This window comes from Desulfobulbaceae bacterium DB1, from assembly GCA_001914235.1.
GTDB lineage: Bacteria > Desulfobacterota > Desulfobulbia > Desulfobulbales > SURF-16 > DB1.
In genome coordinates this window covers 1-19,342 of record MQUF01000009.1, presented here as the reverse complement: position 1 = coordinate 19,342, position 19,342 = coordinate 1, and the positions used below count along the sequence as shown (strand labels likewise).

Here is a 19,342-nt window from a genome sequence, read left to right as displayed (position 1 = left end):
AGCCGGGAATGACTGACAGCAGTCTTCCCGGCTTTCGGTCAACACTACGAAGATTTTTTAGCGAATTACAAAATCATCGCGTCGATTCTGTGCCCATGAATATTCATCATGACCATAAAGAAGCGGTTTTTCCTCGCCGTAGCTTACAGTGTTCAGCCTCGCCTCGTCCACCCCGAGATTGGCAAGGTATTTCTTTGCCTGCTGCGCTCTGCGTTCGCCAAGAGCCATGTTGTACTCGTTGGTGCCACGCTCGTCACAGTTGCCTTCGATGCTGATCTGAACGGTAGGATACGCCCTGAGGAAATCCCCATTTCCCTCAATACGTGATTGCTGATCGTCACGAATATCTGATTTGTCAAAATCAAAATAGACGGGGAGCATGGGGCCGTGGGTTCTGCCTTCTGAAATTTTGGCATTGCTGGCGGTATAAGGGTTGGAATCCAGGGATTCATCAGCCCCTGCCCTATCGCCGACATCCACCCGCGGTGTTTCAACAGGTGCTACAGGTGCTTCCTCGGTGGGGACTGCTTTTTTGGCGCAACCACCGGCGAGGAATGTTACAGACAACATAAGTGACGCTACTGCCAACATCCGAACATGTTTTACCTTCATCATTTTGCCTCCTTTCTCGACAAAAAAAAGCTGAAGTTCAGAATAAAAAAAACCTGCAAAAAAAAATTTTTTCAGGCTATAACAACATATAGTAAATAAAAATAGAAATTCAATATTTTTTTATATTTTTTTTGCATTAATTACTCATACAACCTCCTTAATAAAAGAGTTCTTGTAACATCGGCTATTATACACTCCTCTTCATCAATTTTCTTGCAAAATTTATCAATTAAGTAAAAAATATTATTTATTTTTTACTTACCGGCACTTTTTGCCTCACAGGACTAACTATAATAATGAATAACTATATTGCCACCAACCGTTGGGGAACATTTTTCGGAATAACACAAAAAACACTCGATGGGGTCTGGCACAACCTCACCTCTCCTGATGGAAATTCCGTCATATATATTTCCATGGAGATCGGAGCCGACCGGGACGTTTATCATCCGATCAAAACCCGGCTCCAACAAACAGCTATTGAAAAAGCATCATCGAATGTGCTCCGCCATTTTTCCAAACTTTTCCTTCATGGCCCGGATAAAATCCCGAACTATAGCGGCGGACTTGGTATTCTGGCTGGTGACACCTTGAAAAGCTTTGCCGATCTCAAAATCCCTTCAATCGCAATTTCCCTGCTGTACCGCAAAGGTTATTTTTCCCAATTGGTTGATTCTCGACTTGGCCAGATATCAACGGCAACCGACTGGTCCCCGGAAAATACCCCGACCCTTTATTTGATGAAAAACCCTGATTTTCCGGACCTGCCCTTGGAGATAGAGGTGCCCTTTTATGACGAAAAGGACAGGGAAGTGCTGGCCATTGCCCGACTCTGGCTAAAAATGGAGGTCAGCGCCAATCTTGATTTTTTTGTCCCGGAAATCCTGCTTGACTACAGCGTTCCTTCTTCACCTGACTTTATCAGGGAGGTTTCGCAAAGACTTTACGAGAGTGTTTCCGATCAGGCGAAAGCGGTTCAGCGGAGATTACTTGGCGCCTCGGTTATCGCCGTGAAAAAGAAACTCGGCCTGACCAGCAAAACATTTCATCTCAACGAGCAGCATGGAGTCATTCTCGTCCTGAGCCTCATTGCCGAACGGCTCGAGGAAACGCTGGGCAGGGATTACCAAACCAAAGCGACCGATACCGACATCATGCAGGCAGCGGAGCATGCCGCCAAAAGCATCGTTTTCACCATCCATACACCGGTCAAGGCCGGACATGATCGTTTCGACAAAAACATCATCAGTCAGATCGGCCATGCCTTCTGCGGCAAGGTGTTGCATCTGCTCGCCCAGGACGAAGAAAATCCCAACCAGTATAATTTCACGTCGCTGGCCATGCGGGTTAATCGTGCGACCAACAGCGTCAGTCGACTTCACAAGGAAGTCACCAGGAAACAGTTCCCCCAGTTTGCCGAAAAAATCAGCGCAATCACCAATGGCGTCCATCATCTGACCTGGATCAGCGATGCAAAGGCCGCTCTTTACGACAGTTTCACGGAACTGAAAAACTGGCGGGAAGATCCTTCCGTTTTCATCAATGCCGGCCTCCTCCTCACTTCGGACGCATTCCGTGAGGCATTTGAACAGGCCTGGGCACAGGATACCATTAAATTAATCAACTATGTCAATGAAATGCTCGCCTTGCACCGCAAGCAGATGCATGAAACCTGGATTGACCCCCCCAACTATCTGTCCAATCTCGATGACGGCGTGCCTGAACTCAATCCCGATGTTTTCACCATTGGTTTTGCCAGGAGATTCTCCACCTATAAACGGGCTGATCTTATTTTCGACGACATGAGGACACTGGCCGACATCATCGTCAAAAACAATTTTCCCGTTAACTTTATTTATGCGGGAAAGGCCCATCCTTCGGACGAACCAGGCAAGTCGATCATCAAACTCGTTCTTGATATCCAGGAAGATCTGTATATCAAAAGTAAAGGTTTGGCGAAGTTGATTTTTATTCCCGGCTACGATATGAAGATTGCCAAAATGATGGTTTCAGGCGTCCATGCCTGGCTCAACAGTCCCAAACGGCCCCTTGAAGCCAGCGGCACCAGCGGCATGAAGGCCGCCATCAACGGTATTCCCAACATCAGTACCATGGACGGCTGGTGGGTTGAAGGCTATCATGAAGGCAAAACCGGCTGGAAATTCGGCTATGAATCGGCAATCGACGATGCCAGTCTCAGTGAAGCACCGAATGCTCTTCTTTATGAACAGGATTCGGATTCGTTCTACGAAATTTTCCCTCACATCCTTGAAACGTTCTATGATATCAATCTCCATTCCAATTATATCGATAAGTGTATCCACAATCTGCAACTGAACTGCCCTATCTTTAATACGCATCGCATGGCCGGCGAGTATGTGGAAAGATACAACATGAAGTTGCCCGACGGAGTTGAAAAAAGATTGGAGCGGTTGCGAAAAATTTACCAAAGCGACGCATAAAAAAAATAAAGATTTCTCCGCAGCTGCCGATTAGTTGTTTATAACCACAAATGACTAATACAGCCTGCGGAGAAAAGTCATGACAAATCCCATCAACAACGCCAATCCAGCCCCTTTTCTGCAAAGCAACCGGATCCCTTTGACAAATGACAAAGGAGTGAGCAGCTACAGGGAATCACTGGCCCGGCGCAGCGAAGCCAATATCTCCATAACAACCGATGAAGGCGATGTGGTTACCATTTCCAACTTCCAGGAGTATGCGTCCTCCCAGAGTGCGGAAAAATGGACGACCCCTTTGCAGCATGGGGTGAACTTCACCACCTCCAAGCTTTCCATCAATTCCTTTAACCTTTCCGTCGCCGGAGACCTGAACGAGGAGGAGCTGGCCGACATTGCCGAGCTGTTAAAGGATCTTTCCTCCATTGCCGGTCATTTTTACCGCGGCAACATGGACAAGGCGATGAACGAGGCACTGACGATCGGCGACATGGGTTCAATTTCTCAACTCTCAGCTTCGTTCAGTTACCAGGAAAGATGGTCAGCCTCCCAGTTGACCGAGTACCACCCCCTGCCTGCATCTGATTCGCTGCAACAAAAACTGGCGGAAAATTTTGCCGGAATATCGTCGATTATCGACGAGGCATACACGGGCGAGATGAAATATGCGGAAACGCTGCAGGCTCAATGGCAACAGATTAAGGATTTTCTTGAAGCCAGAGACATGGAGAGCCAAACCGGAAATGACGCATTCAATTCCCGCCGGGAAAATGACATACCCACCGCCCGCCACATGATGCACCGGATCAAGCAGACCATGGAAAAACATCCACGCCTGGCTCCGCTCAGTTTGCCCATTGCCCATAAGGCGATTGACCAGGAAGAAAAAAACATCCCCTTCAGCACCATGCCTGGTCAAAAAAACATGCTCACAGACAACCTCCTTGACGAGTTCAACAACTGGTTGTACGAAGCGTAAATCTCAGAAGCGGAAGCGGAAAATAAAAAACCGGCGCAAACCGCAGTGTCAACTGCGGTTTGCGCCGGTTTTTTATTCAGCAAAATCATCAAGCTCCAACAACCTGACCAGTTCTCCGCCAAAAGCATACCCTGCATATTTACGGCTCGGGAAAAAGGCAACGGCAGGAAAGAGATGTGCTTGTTGTGACAAGAAGGAGCATTGCCCGATCTCCGGGGAGGAGACCACAAAAAAAAAGGGATTGCGTTGTCACCCGCAATCCCTGACTATACCTGGCGGGGCCGACCGGGCTCGACAGCCAGGAGATCCCTTTTGCGGATGTCGATGTCCTTTTCGAGGTTCTTCTGCTGTTGTTGCAGTTCGGTGAGGATCTCGACGCTTTCGGTGAGTTCCCGGACCTCTTCGGCCTCGAATTTCGGACAGTCCGCCACAAAGGGGCAATAACCGCACAAGGGGCTGACCTCCATGGCCGGTACCGTTGACGCATCCGTCATAACCTTCCGATAATCGCTCCAGATGGTGCATGCCCGGTCGATCAAACCTTCAAAAATAGTTGCCTGTGGCGTGTAGCCGTTAAACAGCGCCATGCCCGACGCAACGAAGTTGACCGCAAGTATTGCGCCCTTTTCGACGGTGTACTCGGGATAGGCCGCGGCAAGCAGTCCCATCTGCAAATAGAGCTGGGTTTCCCAGGAGCCGTATGGATGTGCCGGGATGGTCTCCGGAGATTTCACTTCCAGAACGGCCATGGTCTTCCTGATTTCGGATGTGAAGACGAAGTCGATGTGGGCTGTGACCGGGACATCTCCTGCGTACTGAACTTCCACCTGCCGGGTGAAATTGGTAAAGCCGGCGGCGGAAAACGCTGCTGCCACGATGTCTTCAGCCATGTGCCCGCGCCTGAAACGAAGCAGGGTCACCAGATCGGCTTCAGGGGGATTGATTTTTGAAAGAATGGTTTTGCGTGGGCAGGCGGCGATATCGGATGCGCCGAGATAAGTGGCACGGTCGCCGAGCGTTTCCACGGTTTGCTGAATGGCCAACTGCTGAAGAGCGGCCTTCAGGGTGATCATTAACTGGTCTGACATGTGAGTATCCTCCATAATTGATTATTCGGGGAGGATACACGGATTCCCGCCAGGGGAATGGTATCACTCCCTCTGGGTTACGGGTGGTTGGGTTCCTGGGGGAACCAATGAAGAATGCAGAATTAAGGATGATGAATTGATGGGTGGTGCATACTGTCACGTTATAGTCACGTGACAGTCACGTGACACATGCGTGACACGGAATTCTGCATGCTACGCAGCTTTTCTCATCCAGGTCTTTTCGGACTTGTCCCATTGAAAGCCGGCGGCCTTGAGCAGTTCCTTCTTATCGTACAGCCTGTCTCCAATGGCGACGATGACACCTTGACGATCTTCAAAGGTGACGCCGGCGATCTTGGGCATGGCCGTAGGTTTGTTGCTCTGGTCCGCTGTTTTTTTGTCCGCTTGTTTGCTGCCGGACTGGGTTTTCGGGGGATTTGCCTGATAGATTTTGCTCAGCAACCCCTTGTAGGAATCGCTGCCGATGGAGAGAAGCGACATGCATTTCTGAATGGCATCGGTGATCGCGCCTTTCTGGGCATCGCCGACATTGCCTTTGACAATCTGCATCTGGCCTTTCTGTGAACCTTTGCAGAGCCAATCTCCGTCGACCTTGAGAAAGAGTTTTACTTCGGCCACCGCCTGAGTGTCGAAGATCTCTTCCTTGGTCAATTCATACTTCCAGTGTTCAGGTCCAATGAATTCGTTGACGGAATCGAATACGTACTGGGGCCGGTAGCCGTATTTTATCTGGCCGATGACCTTGCCGTCCTTGCCCGTCATTTTGATTTCCTGGACCGCTTCCTTGCCGAAAGACCGTAATCTTTTGTTGATCTGATCGATCTTTTCCTTGAGTGTTGCTGACATTGTTGTTTCCTCCTGTTTGTAGTGGGAGAAAAACAACAACGCCCCGATGGGAGCATAGATTGTTCCGCTCCCGATTGATGGGTTGATGGATTTACCGAAAAAAATATCTCGCCTGGCGGACCTAGAGGTTCACAAAAGTGATTAAACCCGGAGCGAAGGCGAAGATAACATAGGGAATAAAGAAGAAAAAGATGAGGCAGCCATGCAAAAATTATATGACGGCGCAGGTTCGCATCCACGATTAAACCTGGACGTACCAATAAATGTGAGGCTGTGGTACCTGGAATTCAAGAACACGAAAAATGTGTTCAGCTAAACCCTGAAAAGGGGTATCTCATTGTGAAATGAGCCGGAATAATGACCTTATTCTTATGGATTAGGCCGAAAAAGGCAAGGAAAAAAAGGTGATTTGTCGGGTTTCAAAAAGACCAGGCAGGATAGTGAAGTAACCAATTGATCCACCACGCGTAACGTGTACTATCAAAGTTGTAGTGAAAGGCTGAGCGCCCCGAAATCATCGCGGCGGTCGCCCTGGCCTTTGAACTCCCGTGTCCTGAGCACATGGGTATAGCCCAAACGCAGGTTCCGCCAGGTAATAGCGATACCGAACTGGAGGTCACCTACCAGCGGTTCTTTGTCCACGCTACGGCTGTCGCGAAAGGTGTTGCCGTCAAGAAAGATGTTGCGGGCGACGGCCCGGCCCTCAATTCCCGCAAACAGGTACCAGCCGAAACCGTGCTGAGGGATAAAAAAGCCTGAACCCGGCAAACTGGGTTGAATTCGGGGAGGACCATAGTCGTTCGGCATGTTTTCGCCATAGCGCAGTGTTACACCGGCATTGGCGGTGGTGAACACGTTACCCAGGGCTACTCCGGCATGGGGGGTCAGATCGAAGGGCACACCAAGAAGCGACTTTGATATCAAGCCTCGCCAACTACGGGCATAGGTCAGAATGAACCCAGGTTCGTTCTTGAGTTGGGTGTCCCAGCCTCGCGGGTCATCGGAGTCGACAAAAGAGTGGATGAGCTTCTGGCTCTGTTCCGCAAGCGAGGCCGGGCCTACCACGCCCACGCTTAATTCAAGTTGATCGAGCCGCTGCCCGGTTTCGGCGACCAAGCCAACGGAGGTATACAGCCATCCCGCATAAGGCCGATCATCAAGTGGTGGATTCTCCAGGGTGATGTCTTCTGGGGTGTACATGTTCTGGCCCACCGAGAAACTCATCCTCACGGCCTTATCGGCGGGAAACAATGGAAACCGGTCAGCCATGTTCAACGCCCACTCCGGCGTTTGGTTCTTGCCGGACAGCCAGGATACCCTCAGGCCGTTTGTATAATGATCGTCGGCATTGGCAAAGAGGTCATTTTCAAGAACAAAGCTCCATATTCCCTTTTCCGCGCTTTGATTGGCGGCAACGGAGGCTGATGGACAAAAGCAACCGACCATCAGAATGATAGTCGCAAAGCCAGCCAGGCATGCAAAACTGGGGGATCTGTTCTCTATCGGAAGTGTTGTGGCGCTGCTCATCCCATGCTCCCAATGGTCTTGCGAAATCGCGCAAGCGTAAAGCCAAACAAGGTTGCCCCTATCAGGACGAGAAAGACAAACTGAGACCAGACGACTTCAAAACCTGCATCGCGGAAGAGGATGGCTTGCGCTATCTGAACGTAGTGGGTGTTAGGCGCGGCCAGCATGATGTACTGGACGAGTTCCGGCATGCTCTCACGCGGGGTGGAGGCGCCGGACAACATCTGCAGCGGCAACAGCACCAGCATTAGCAGCAGGCCGAACTGCGGCATGGACCGGGCGACGGTGCCGAGAAAGATTCCCATGGCCGTGGTGGCAAAAAGATGCAGAGCGGTACCGACCAGAAACAGCGTAAATGAACCCTGGAGTGGGACACCAAGCCAGCCTTTCACCACAAAAACAAGTGACAAAGCCGATGCGGTCAGCACCACCAGACCCATGGACCAGACTTTGCTCAGCATGATTTCAAGCGGCGTCACGGGCATCACGAGCAGGTGCTCTACGGTGCCGTGTTCGCGTTCGCGGATCAAGGCGGCACCCGTGAGAACAATGGCCAGCATTGTCACGTTATTGATGACACCCATGACAGTGGCGAACCAGGATTTGTTTAGCTCGGGGTTGAATCGCGCCCGCAGGTTAATATCCACCGACAATGTGGGAATTGTCCGGTAGCGTTGGACAAAGGCGCTCACTTCTTCATTGAGGATAGTCTGGATGTAACCGCTGCCGGTAAAAGCCTGGCTCATGCGGGTGGCATCGACATTGAGTTGAACCGTCGGCTGCCGCCCGGCCAGGACGTCCCTCTGAAATTCAGGGGGAATATTGATCGCGAAGGTATCGAGACCGGCGTCCATTCGCGCATCCATTTCGGCCTGGTCGATGACCTTCGGAGCCAGGAAATAAGGTGGATAAAAAGCATCGGTGATACGTTGGGAAAGGGGTGAACGGTCCTCGTCGACGACGGCGATAGGAGCCTTGTGAAGCGTCTCGGGTATGGCCGTGGCCCGGGTGTAGATCGACAAGGTGAATACATAGATCACCAACACCAGCATGGTTGGGTCGCGCAGCAAGCTGAACAATTCCTTGACGCCAAGATGCAGTACATGTTTGAGACGCATGACTCAGCGCTCCTGTTTTTTCAACAACAGGGCCGAAAGCCCGATTAGAACGGGAACGACGATCACAAGAGGCAAAAAAGCATTCCAGAGATCGGGGAACCCCAGTGCCTTGGAGAAGGTGCCACGGGCAATGGTGAGGAAATGGGTTGTCGGGTAGATCTGGCCGATGACTTTTGCCGAGCCTTCCAGTGACGACACCGGGTCGAGCATGCCGGAATATTCGGCTGCCGGCAGCAGGGTTAGCACGGCGGTGGCAAAAAGCGCCGCGATCTGGCTGCGCATGAAGGTGGAGAGCAAAAGCCCCAAGGCGGTGGCAGCGCTCACGTAGAGCAGTGCGCCGACAGCGAGGGCGGCAAAGCTACCCGTGAAGGGCACGCGAAACAGGGTCACGGCCATCAGTGTGAGCAGCAGGAAACTCGCCAGGGAGAGAGCAATATAGGGCGCTTGCTTACCGAGCAGGAACTCCAGGCTGGTAGTGGGCGTGACGTAAAAATTGATGATGGAGCCGAGCTCTTTCTCGCGCACCACCGCGAGCGCAGCCAGCATGGCTGGAATGAGCATCAGCAGCAGCGGGATAACCGCCGGCACCATGGCCACCAGGCTTTTTACATCGGGGTTGTAGCGGAAACGGGTCTCGACGTTTACCAGTCCGGCCAGCGCCTGGCCGTGACCGGCTTCGCGAGCTTTTTGCGAAAGCCATTGGGCATGCATGCCACGTACATACCCCTGGATGGTTTCCGCCCGCGTCGGCATGGCGCCATCGATCCAGGCACCTATTGAAACCGGCCGGCCACGGGCGAGGTCCCTGCCAAATCCAGGAGGAATCTCTACAGCCAGTGCCAGTTTACCGGCACGCATCCGCTGGTCCAGATCCTGGTAATCGCGGATGGGCTCTTTTTCGATGAAATAACGCGAGCCGGCGATATTCAAGGCATAATCATGGCTGATGGCTGTCTGGTCCCGGTCCAGGACGGCGACGGTCAGGTCCTCCACGTCCATGGTGATACCGTAACCCATCACCAGCATCAGGATCACGCTGCCAAGGAGGGCGAGTGTCAGCCGGATAGGGTCGCGCATCAGTTCCAATGTTTCGCGCCGGGCATAGCTCAGCATGCGACGGGGGTCGAAGAGTCGCGGCTTGCCAGTATGAACGTTGTCACGAGATCCGGTTGAAGCCGTTTGATTTTCCATCTCCTCGACCCTTTCCTCCCCCTTGTTATTCGCGGCACGCTCCAGATAGGCGACAAAGGAATCTTCCAGGCTCTCCGCGCCGTGTTGTGCGGCAAGGTCATCAGGGGTACCCACCGCCAGCACCTGGCCGGCGTGCATCAGGGATATGCGGTCACAGCGTTCCGCCTCGTTCATGAAATGGGTGGAGATAAAGATTGTCACGCCGTCGCGCCGCGACAGTTCCCCCAGAGATTCCCAGAACGCATCACGCATGATCGGATCCACACCGGAGGTCGGTTCGTCCAGGATCAACATCTCGGGTTTGTGAATCATGGCCACCGCCAGCGAAAGACGCTGGCGCACTCCGAGCGGTAAGGCAGCAGGCAATTTACCCATCACGTCGAGCAGACCAAAACGAGCGGCGATTTCCTGGGTGCGTTGTTCGATTTCTTCAGCGGGAACCTCGAACAGGCGGGCGTGAAGCCGCAGATTTTGCCGAACGGACAACTCGGAATAAAGAGAAAAGGATTGCGACATGTAGCCCACCCGGCGACGGGTGTCGAGGTCGCGCGGGTCCACCTCCCGGCCGAACAGCCATGCCTGCCCGCCGGTGGGTGGCAGGAGGCCCGTGAGCATCTTCATGGTGGTGGTTTTGCCGCAACCGTTGGATCCTAAAAAACCGAAAATCTCGCCCCGCCGAATACGAAAACTCACTTTGTTCACGGCTGTAAAGGCGCCGAATCGCATGGTAAGGTCTTTGGCCTCGATGGCGACTTCACCGTCGGTTTCGTCCTCGAGCGGTGGAATGGCCACCCTGCGATGCTTGCGCCGCTTCTCCTCCGGCAACAGGGCGATAAAGGCCGCTTCCAGCGACTCGGTTCCGGTTTGCCGGAGCATTTCCTCGGGCTGCCCGGCGGCAAGCACCTGGCCCTCATCCATCGCTATCAGGCTATCGAAACCTGACGCTTCGTCCATGTAGGCGGTGGCCACCAGCACCGACATGCCGGGGCGTGTGGCGCGAATATGCCCGATCAGCTCCCAGAACTGGCGCCTCGATAGCGGGTCCACCCCGGTGGTGGGCTCATCGAGAATCAGCAGATCCGGATCATGGATCAGCGCGCAACAAAGGCCCAGTTTCTGCTTCATGCCGCCCGAAAGCTTGCCGGCGGGGCGATCAATAAAGGGCGCCAGCCCCGTGGCCCTGGTCAACTCCATGATTCGGCCTTGGCGCTCTAGCCGGTCTTGGCCAAAAAGCCGGGCAAAGAAATCGATGTTATCGAAAACGGACAGAGTCGGATAAAGGTTTTTTCCCAGGCCTTGAGGCATGAACGCGATGCGCGGAAGAATGCGTCGGCGATCACCGGCGTTGGCCATATCGACACCGAGCACCTCGATCCGGCCACCCTGAATCTTGCGCGCCCCCGCGATCAGCGCCAGCAGGCTGGACTTGCCCACCCCGTCCGGTCCGATAAGGCCGACCATGCAACCCGCCGGGACATCAAGGCAGATGTTGGCCAGCGCCCGCACCTTCCCATAGCGCAAATTGACATCATCAAGCCTTGCAACCGTTTTTTCAGCGGCATTGAAACGGCTTTCGCTCATTCTGGCATCCTGACCTGCAACTCTGGCGGCCATGCCATTTCTGGATCCAGCCGCACGTACGCCATTCCCGGCAGGCCAGTCTTGACCTGGCTCATATATTGACGCAGCAGCGCCGGATCGATCCGCGCCTTGACCCGGAACATCAGCTTCAGGCGTTCTTCCGATGTTTCCACCGTTTTCGGGGTGAACTGGGCCACGTCGGCAACGAATGAGATCGCGGCCGGGATGACGTATTGCGGGGCGGCATCGAGTACAAGGCGGACCTCGGCCCCCAGCGCCACCCGGCCAGCGGTTTTTGTCGGCAGGAAGAAGGTCATGTAGACATCGGTGAGGTCTATCATGTTCAGGACAGTGCCGCCGGAGGCCAGCACCTCGCCGGGCTGGGCCACCCGGTATTGCACCCGTCCCTCCCGCGGCGCCTTCAGCACACTGTCCTCGAGGTCCGCCTGGATCCGCTCAAGCATCGCCCTGGCCGCTTCAACATCGGCTTGCGCACCGATCACCTGGGATTTCGCCGTGGCAATGGCCGCATCCGTCCTTGCGACATCAGCCTCGGCGGCACGAAGCATGGCCTCGGCGCTGAGAAAAGCGGCTCGATCGTTGTCGAATTGCTGTTGGGAAACCGCCTTGCTGGCGACCAGCGATCGCGACCGCTCCAGCCGAACCCGGGTCACCTCGACCTCGGCCTCACGCTGCGCGACCACCGCCTGCGCGGCTTTCTTCTCGCTTTGCCGCTGTACGACCTGGCTGTTGGCGATCAACACCGCGTTTTCCGCCTGACGCAAGCGGGCCAGCGTCTCTCTCTGCTGCGCCTCCAGAACGGCGGTATCCATCTTGGCCAGCACCTTCCCGATCTCGACGTAATCGCCTTCCTCCGCAAAAATCTCCTTGACCTTCCCGGCCCTCGGCGTGGCGATATCGATTTCCACCGCTTCGATACGTCCGTTGCTGCTTGCGATACGCTCATCCAGTCCGTCACCCTGGAAATGACGCCAAAGCAACAGGGCCGCTACCGTTGCCATGCCAAGGAGCAACGCGCTCGTACCCCACTTTTTAAAATTTACGTTCAATGACATCTTCATCCATTCCTCATTCCTAAACGATCATGGATCATCAAGCGCCTTCTTTGAGTTTCAAAGCGATTCGCGCCACGTGAGCACCCTGAAAACGGGCGCCGTTCAGTTCGTTGTCGCTGGGCATCCTCTCTCCCTGGTCGCCGGCGATAGTCGAAGCGCCATAGGGCGATCCGCCGCTGATTTCGGCGATGCCCATTTGACCTGTGTAAGCATAAGGGAGACCGACCACCACCATACCATGATGCAACAACGTAATATGAAAGCTGAGGATGGTCGTCTCCTGACCGCCATGCTGGGTGGCGGAACTGGTAAACACACTGCCGGGCTTGCCGATCAAGGAGCCTTTCTGTCAGATGCCACCGCTGGCATCCAGAAATTGGCGCATTTGACCGCACATATTGCCGAAGCGGGTCGGGGTGCCAAAGATAATCGCATCGGCCACCGCAAGGTCATCCACTGTGGCCACCGGGATATGGGCCTGCCTTTTCTGGATCTCCAAAGCGCCCATCTTCTCCAATACTTCATCAGGAAGGGTTTCCGAGACCCTCCTGACCAGCGCCTCGCAGCCGGCGACCTGCGACACTCCTTCCGCGACCGCTTCCGCCATTCTGAAAATATGCCCATGCAAACTGTAGTAAATGATAAATATCCTGCACATGTTTTGTTCCTCCTTTTTCCTGTCTTTTTTCTCGATGGACATCGAACAATCGCCACCGACGACGGAGAGGTCGGCTGGCGCTTGTTCGGCCACAAGTTTCGAAAGTAGGCCTTGAGTGAACGCCATGTGCAGACCCCAGAACGCCGCACCAAGAAATGCGCTCAGAGGCGACGCGGCCATGGCCAACACAACGTCGGCGCCACCGCAATCAATCGAGGTCATGGGTATCGCTCTCTTCTTACCCCCATCAACGACCTCCATGGGTTCTCGATGGGTTTTCCTCGCCGGGACAAGGGGCGCACATGCCGCTTGTTATGAAATCCAGCAATAGATCCGTTACTGTCCCGAGATCGTTTCCCGGCGGGGAAATTTCGGAAGACGGAAAAACGGCGCTGCACAGGCGCATGCAATGCGTCATGGCGCCGACGACGAAATGGAGCCGCCAGAACAGCTCATCATCCGGCAGGCCGGGAAGGGCGTCATGCAAGACCTCGGACAGAAATTTGAAGGGCGTTTTGAACTGATTGATGAAAATGGTTCTGATGGTATCGTCCGGCTCGGATAAGGCATGCGCTGCCAAGGCAAGAAAACAACTTTTTTCCCGCGCGAGCATGTCAGACGTAAAAGCCGGTTCGATAAAGGCGCGCAAGCATTCCCTGGCCAAGGGCCCGGGGTCCTTCAGGGCGGCGTTTCGCCGAATAGTCGCAAGCCTCTCCATGCGCTGTTGATTAATCGGTCGCCACCGCCGCTCAACAACCTTTTCGATCAAAGTCATCTTGGAGCCAAAATGATAATTGACCGCCGCCAGATTAACCTTTGCCTCGGAAGCGAGTTGCTTTATGGATGTGCGATGGAAGCCGTCGCGCGCGAAAAGGCGTTCCGCCGCGTCCATAATGCGCAGCTTGGTGTCTGATTGAAGGCTTTCGCTTGACCTGTTCATCATTACCTGTTCGTTCGTGAGGAGAGGGTCTTTTTTTTCACCGGCTTCATGGACATGTGCTTAAATATGCGTCCTGCGGTCTAGAGAACTACTCTGCCTTAAAACCAGGAATTTCCCTTCAAGACGATCCAGGATTCTGACGACATTCGTCGGTGTCTTCTTGGTTCGGCGGCAAATTTTCCATTGCGGATACCCAATATTTCCCTCCGCCAAACATTGCAGCACATACAATTGTTCCCATGTAACGCCATAGGACATGGGAATTCGATTCGCGACATGCTGAATGTTCCGGGCCAAAAAATAAATAGCCCGGTTTAACGGCATCTCTCTGCTTCTTTTCTTCATGCGATCATTCAAGTTGCAATTCTCCACTTTTGATCCCTCGTAGCAGCAGACGCACCACATGCGCAGCCACCTCTTCCGGGGAGTCATGGGCCGGCGAACTGCCCAACAGATGCCGCCGCAGGGGAGTTATCTGGTAGTGATGAACCATCAGGCCGACTATTGAAATGGCCAGCAAATGCGGGTCAAAGTCTGGAGCGAGCTCACCGCAAAGGGAGATGAGCGAGGTGAAAAATTCGTGAAAAACCTGGTCCGCCAGCAGTTGCAGACGCTTGTTATCTTCCGCCAATATTTCCCGCTGGATCAATTTGTTGAAATTCGGATCGTCATGGATGAGCCGACAAAAAGCCTCGGCAAACTTCTTTAGCCGTTGCTCGGGGGGGGCATCCGCGCACAGGGCCGACGATAATGTCTCGGCCCTTCGGGCAAACGCATAAGACATGGCGGCCATGTAGAGAGTATACTTGTCCTGATAGTGATGATAGAGGGTTGCGGGGTTCAGGCCGACTCCGGTGGCGAGGCTGCGCATGGAAACGCCATTGAAGCCGGCTTCGGCAAAAAGGGGGATAGCGGCTTCAAGGATTTTGACTTTACTATCCGGAAAGTTCGATTGCATTTTTTGTCGCCTTCTCTCTTTTTTTCTTTACTTGGTTGACAAGGACACGAACAAAAACGGGCGGTACACACTCCCTCTTTCATTCTTTCATTCGTGTTGCCTGTCGCCTTTTCGATAAAGAGACAGGTAATGATATGGTCCAATCTCGATCTCTTGTTTTATCGCTGGGATAAAACCAGCCAATCGGAGTGTCTCATCAAGCTCACCCGGAGCGATTCGGATTTTGATGGGAGGGCCGGGAGATCCGGTTATTTTTTTATACTCTATCACCGCCAGGACCCCGTCAGGCTTCAAAACCCTCTTGATTTCGCCTAGCGCTTCATGGCCGCTGCTTTTTTGAAACAAGTCATGGAAAACTTTGGTCAAGAGGCAGATATCCATGGTTCCGCTGCCCAGAGGTAGCGAATCTGGAGTGACGACATTGGGAATGACGTTAATGATGGCGCTATCCGAAATCTCCTCAATGAAACGTTCGAGGCCTTCCTCCCTTAGATAAAAAACAAAGACCTTGCCATGCGGGCAGAGGGATGCCATGGCAATGGTATAGGCGTCAAAGTCGCCCGCCATGTCCAAGATGGTGCTGTCACTACAAATCGGCAAAAAAGCAAGGAGTTTTTTAACGTCTATCCTGTCAAAACCTTTTTTGCCACCAGTGACCGACTTATTGTTGACCATCCTTTCCTCCTGTCTCCAAGGAATTCTCCGATACATAAGGTTAACTATTTTTTCCCGATACTTCGCCTCCCAATACAGCGTAAAGTCGCACCCGGTTTGCAAGTTTGGCCAGGCGCAACGCCACCAGCCCTTGCTGGGAGGCAAAGTGCGAGCGTTGCGCGTCAAGGACCCCGAGGTAACTGTCAATGCCATCCGTATAGCGTTTGTCGGCGAGGCGGTATGTTTCCGCGGTCGCAGTGACCAAGGAGAGCTGGGCTGCGATCCGCCGGTCTATCGTCCCCTGCACGGCAAGGGCATCGGCTACTTCCCTGAAGGCGTTCTGAATGGCGAGTTCATACTGGGTCAGTATAATCTCCCGATCGGACTTGCTGACCCTGAACGCTGCCCAGACACGGGCGTCGAAAATCGGCGCCACGACCCTCGGCGTGAAACTCCAGGTGCCCGTTCCGGAACCGAAGAGACCGGAGAGGTCGTCACTGGCCGTCCCCACCGCGGTAGTCAGCGCAATCCGGGGGAAAAAGGCGGCCCGAGCCGCACCGATAAAGGCATACGCCCCCTTGAGCCGATGCTCCGCCGCCATGATGTCAGGTCTCCGCAGGAGGATCTCGGAGGACAGGCCCGCGGAAATTTCCGCGGGGGGGGCGACGCGTTCGAGATCGACCGGCAACAGCTCGTCAGGGACCGGAATGCCGGCGAGGAGATTCAAGGCGTTTTGGTCCTGGGCCGTCAACTGCGTGAAAAGAGCGACGTCTCCCCGGGCCGTCTCCACCGGGATCTGTGCCCGCCGCAAATCCAGTTCGTTGGCGAGGCCTGCGTCATACTGTTTTCGCACCAGACCGTAAGTCGCCTCCTGCGTTTCCAGGGTGGACCGGGCCAGTTGCAGATTTTCCCGGTCCGCGGCAAGGGTCAGATACACGCGGGCAACCTCGGCCACCAAGGCAATCTCGGCGCTCCGCCTGGCCTCCTCGGTTGCCAGATACTCTTCTAAGGCCTTATCCTTCAGACTACGGATCCGCCCGAAAAAATCGATCTCCCAGGAAGCAATCCCGAGATCGAGGCTGTACTGTTCCCTCGTGCGGGAATCCCCCGCTTTGATAAGATCGGATGACAAGCCTTGCTTGCCTCCCTCGCCGGTTGCCTGAACCGCCGGAAACAGCTCTGCCCGCTGCACGCCATAGAGAGCCCGTGCCCGTTCCATGTTCTGGGCCGCCAGCCGCAGTTCCCGGTTATTTTCAAGAGCGATGCCGATGACTTTTTGCAGCTTTCCGTCGGTGAAAAACTCCTGACGGTCAAGGTCCAAGGCAATCGACGATTCGGGTATAGTTTGGTATGCCTCACCCTGTGGCCACTCAGCCGGAATCGGCGCTTCCGGCCGCAGATATTCGGGGGCCAGGGAACACCCCCCGGCGATAAGGCCGATGCTGGTCAGCAAAATTGCCAATCGTCTGTTCATTTTTTCCCCTCCGCCGTGATGCTTTCTTCATGATAACTCATGGTCACTTCTTTTCGATGTTTGCCAAGCACTTTATAGATCATGACGTAAAAGAGAGGCGCGAACAACGTAACCAGGAAGGTCGAGGTCACCGTGCCGCCGACTACGCCGATGCCGATTGCCCGTTGCGCTCCCGATCCTGCTCCTGTTGCCAGGGCGAGGGGCAGAACCCCGCACCCGAAGGCCAGCGATGTCATGATGATCGGCCTGAGCCGCAGTTTGGCGCCTTGAAGTGTCGCTTCGATCAACCCCATGCCTTCATCGATCTTTGACCTGGCAAATTGAACGATCAGAATGGCGTTTTTGGTGGTGAGCCCCAGGGTGATCAACAGGCCGATCTGAAAATAGACATCGTTGGGCATCCCGGCGAAGCTGGTGGCGATAATGCCGCCGATGGCTCCAAGGGGCATGGTCAGCAGGATGGCGATGGGGATGGGCCAGCTTTCGTAAAGAGCCGCCAGGCAGAGAAAGATGGCGAAAACCGAAAAAGCATAGAGCAGAGGGGCCATGGAACCGCCCTGCCGTTCCTGGTAGGAAAGTCCGGTCCAGTCGGCGGCGATTCCGGTCGGCAGTTTGGCGACAATCTCCTCGATGGCGGCCATGGCCTCGCCGGTGGAGTGGCCTGGAGCCGGTTCGCCCCAGATATTGATCGACGGAAAGGCGTTGAACCGCTCGAGCTTCGGCGAGCCGGCCGCCCAGCGCCCCGCAGCGAACGAGGAGACGGGGACCATCTTTCCGATGGTGTTGCGCACATATAATTTTTCCAGATCGTGCGGCAGCATGCGATAGGGCGACTCCACCTGGGCATATACTTTTTTGACCCGGCCGGCCTGGATAAAATCGTTGACATAGGCGCTGCCGAAGGCGGCCGAGATGGTGTTATGAATGGAGTCGATGGGAATCCCCAGAGCGCCGGCCTTGTCCCAGTCAACATCGATGTGGTATTCGGCCACATCATTCATCCCGTTGGGCCGGACCCTGATCAGGCGGGAGTCTTGGGCCGCCATGCCGAGGAGTTGGTTGCGCGCCTCCATGAGTTTATCGTGGCCCAGGCCTCCACGGTCCACGAGCTGCAAGTCGAAGCCGGTACCCATCCCCAGTTCGACGACCGGAGGGGGCGGGAAAGCGAAGACCATGGCTTCTTTTATTCCTGAAAACGCCCCCATGGCGCGGCCGGCAATGGCCTTGACTTTCAGGTCGGGCCGCTGGCGAAGCTCCCAGTCCCTGAGCTTGACAAATCCCAGGGCCACGTTCTGTCCCTCGCCGCCAAAACTCCTGCCCGCGACGGTAATGAGTGAATCCACCCCCTCCTTCTCGTTCGTCAGAAAATGATCCGTGACTTTGGCCATGACCGCTTCCGTCTGCTCGAGCGTCGAGCCGGAGGGGAGCATGGCCTGAACCATGAGGAGGCCTTGATCCTCATCCGGAATATAGGATGTGGGCATGCGCTGGAACAGATATCCCATGGCCACGACAATCAGAACAAAGACAAAGAGGTAGCGAAGTTTTTTTGCCAACACGTGGCCGACCAGCCGCACATAAAAATCCCTGGCCCGGAAAAAAGTCCGGTCAAACCAGCGGAAAAAAGGCCGCAGGAACCGGACGGCGCCATCCGAGGGTTCATGTCCCTTGGGAATCGCTTTGAGCAAGGTGGCGCAGAGTACGGGGGTCAGGATCAGCGCCACGAGCACCGACAGAAGCATCGACGAAATGACGGTAATGGAAAACTGACGATAGATCACCCCGGTGGAGCCGGGGAAAAAGGCCATGGGACCGAATACCGCCGAAAGCACGAGACCGATGCCGATCAGGGCGCCGGTGATCTCGTCCATCGATTTGGCGGTGGCTTCGCGGGGGGAGAGCCCTTCCTCGGCCATGATCCGCTCGACGTTCTCCACCACCACGATGGCGTCGTCAACCAGAAGACCGATGGCCAGGACCATGGCAAACATGGTCAGCATGTTGATGGAAAACCCGAAAAGCCCCAGGATGCCGAAGGTGCCGAGCAGAACCACGGGCACCGCGATGGTGGGAATAAGAGTGGCGCGAAAGGTGCCCATAAAGAGATACATGATCACAAATACCAGAAAGACAGCCTCAACAAGGGTTTTCACCACCTCG

At 54.5% G+C, this 19,342-nt stretch carries 14 protein-coding genes and 1 pseudogene; 2 read left to right on the top strand and 13 right to left on the bottom strand.

The window, feature by feature from the left end:
- Positions 1 to 57 precede the first annotated feature (57 nt).
- Complete coding sequence (locus tag BM485_10135; protein OKY75051.1) at positions 58 to 612, bottom strand: peptidoglycan-associated lipoprotein; 555 nt, start codon at positions 610 to 612, stop codon at positions 58 to 60.
- Positions 613 to 908: 296 nt separating this feature from the next.
- Here BM485_10135 and BM485_10130 point away from each other — a divergent pair, with 296 nt between their 5' ends.
- A complete protein-coding gene (locus BM485_10130; GenBank protein ID OKY75050.1) occupies positions 909 to 3,074 on the top strand; it encodes an alpha-glucan phosphorylase in 2,166 nt (721 codons plus the stop codon).
- A gap of 79 nt (positions 3,075 to 3,153) precedes the next feature.
- The gene (locus BM485_10125) at positions 3,154 to 4,050 is read left to right on the top strand and encodes a hypothetical protein (protein OKY75049.1); all 897 of its coding nucleotides are present in this window, start codon (positions 3,154 to 3,156) and stop codon (positions 4,048 to 4,050) included.
- Between the two features lie 266 nt (positions 4,051 to 4,316).
- Here the strand turns inward: BM485_10125 and BM485_10120 are convergent, their stop codons facing one another.
- The 12 genes and pseudogenes from BM485_10120 to BM485_10065 form a co-directional block, all read right to left on the bottom strand.
- Positions 4,317 to 5,123 carry a hypothetical protein gene (locus BM485_10120; protein ID OKY75048.1) on the bottom strand — a complete coding sequence of 269 codons (807 nt, stop codon included), beginning with the start codon at positions 5,121 to 5,123 and terminating at the stop codon, positions 4,317 to 4,319.
- A gap of 228 nt (positions 5,124 to 5,351) precedes the next feature.
- Complete coding sequence (locus tag BM485_10115; protein ID OKY75047.1) at positions 5,352 to 6,005, bottom strand: hypothetical protein; 654 nt, start codon at positions 6,003 to 6,005, stop codon at positions 5,352 to 5,354.
- Between the two features lie 480 nt (positions 6,006 to 6,485).
- A complete protein-coding gene (locus tag BM485_10110; GenBank protein OKY75119.1) occupies positions 6,486 to 7,508 on the bottom strand; it encodes a hypothetical protein in 1,023 nt (340 codons plus the stop codon).
- Between the two features lie 20 nt (positions 7,509 to 7,528).
- Complete coding sequence (locus tag BM485_10105; protein OKY75046.1) at positions 7,529 to 8,650, bottom strand: hypothetical protein; 1,122 nt, start codon at positions 8,648 to 8,650, stop codon at positions 7,529 to 7,531.
- A gap of 3 nt (positions 8,651 to 8,653) precedes the next feature.
- Entirely contained in the window at positions 8,654 to 11,422 is a 2,769-nt protein-coding gene (locus BM485_10100) for a multidrug ABC transporter ATP-binding protein (GenBank protein OKY75045.1), read from the bottom strand.
- Positions 11,419 to 12,498, bottom strand: coding sequence for a glycoside hydrolase family 43 (locus tag BM485_10095; GenBank protein ID OKY75118.1), 1,080 nt, complete (start codon positions 12,496 to 12,498; stop codon positions 11,419 to 11,421). Before BM485_10095 ends, BM485_10100 begins: the two co-directional genes overlap by 4 nt.
- Before the next feature lie 37 nt (positions 12,499 to 12,535).
- Positions 12,536 to 13,156 (bottom strand): annotated as a pseudogene (locus BM485_10090) (NAD(P)H:quinone oxidoreductase, type IV).
- 247 nt (positions 13,157 to 13,403) lie between these two features.
- A complete protein-coding gene (locus BM485_10085) occupies positions 13,404 to 14,099 on the bottom strand; it encodes a hypothetical protein (GenBank protein OKY75044.1) in 696 nt (231 codons plus the stop codon).
- A gap of 346 nt (positions 14,100 to 14,445) precedes the next feature.
- A complete protein-coding gene (locus tag BM485_10080) occupies positions 14,446 to 15,054 on the bottom strand; it encodes a hypothetical protein (GenBank protein OKY75043.1) in 609 nt (202 codons plus the stop codon).
- 87 nt (positions 15,055 to 15,141) lie between these two features.
- On the bottom strand, positions 15,142 to 15,729 hold the full coding sequence (locus BM485_10075; GenBank protein OKY75042.1) for a hypothetical protein: 588 nt from the start codon (positions 15,727 to 15,729) through the stop codon (positions 15,142 to 15,144).
- 40 nt (positions 15,730 to 15,769) lie between these two features.
- On the bottom strand, positions 15,770 to 17,182 hold the full coding sequence (locus tag BM485_10070; GenBank protein ID OKY75041.1) for a multidrug transporter: 1,413 nt from the start codon (positions 17,180 to 17,182) through the stop codon (positions 15,770 to 15,772).
- Positions 17,179 to 19,342 (bottom strand): multidrug efflux RND transporter permease (locus BM485_10065; protein OKY75040.1); only part of this gene is annotated, 2,164 nt, incomplete at its 5' end. The genes BM485_10070 and BM485_10065, both read right to left, overlap by 4 nt.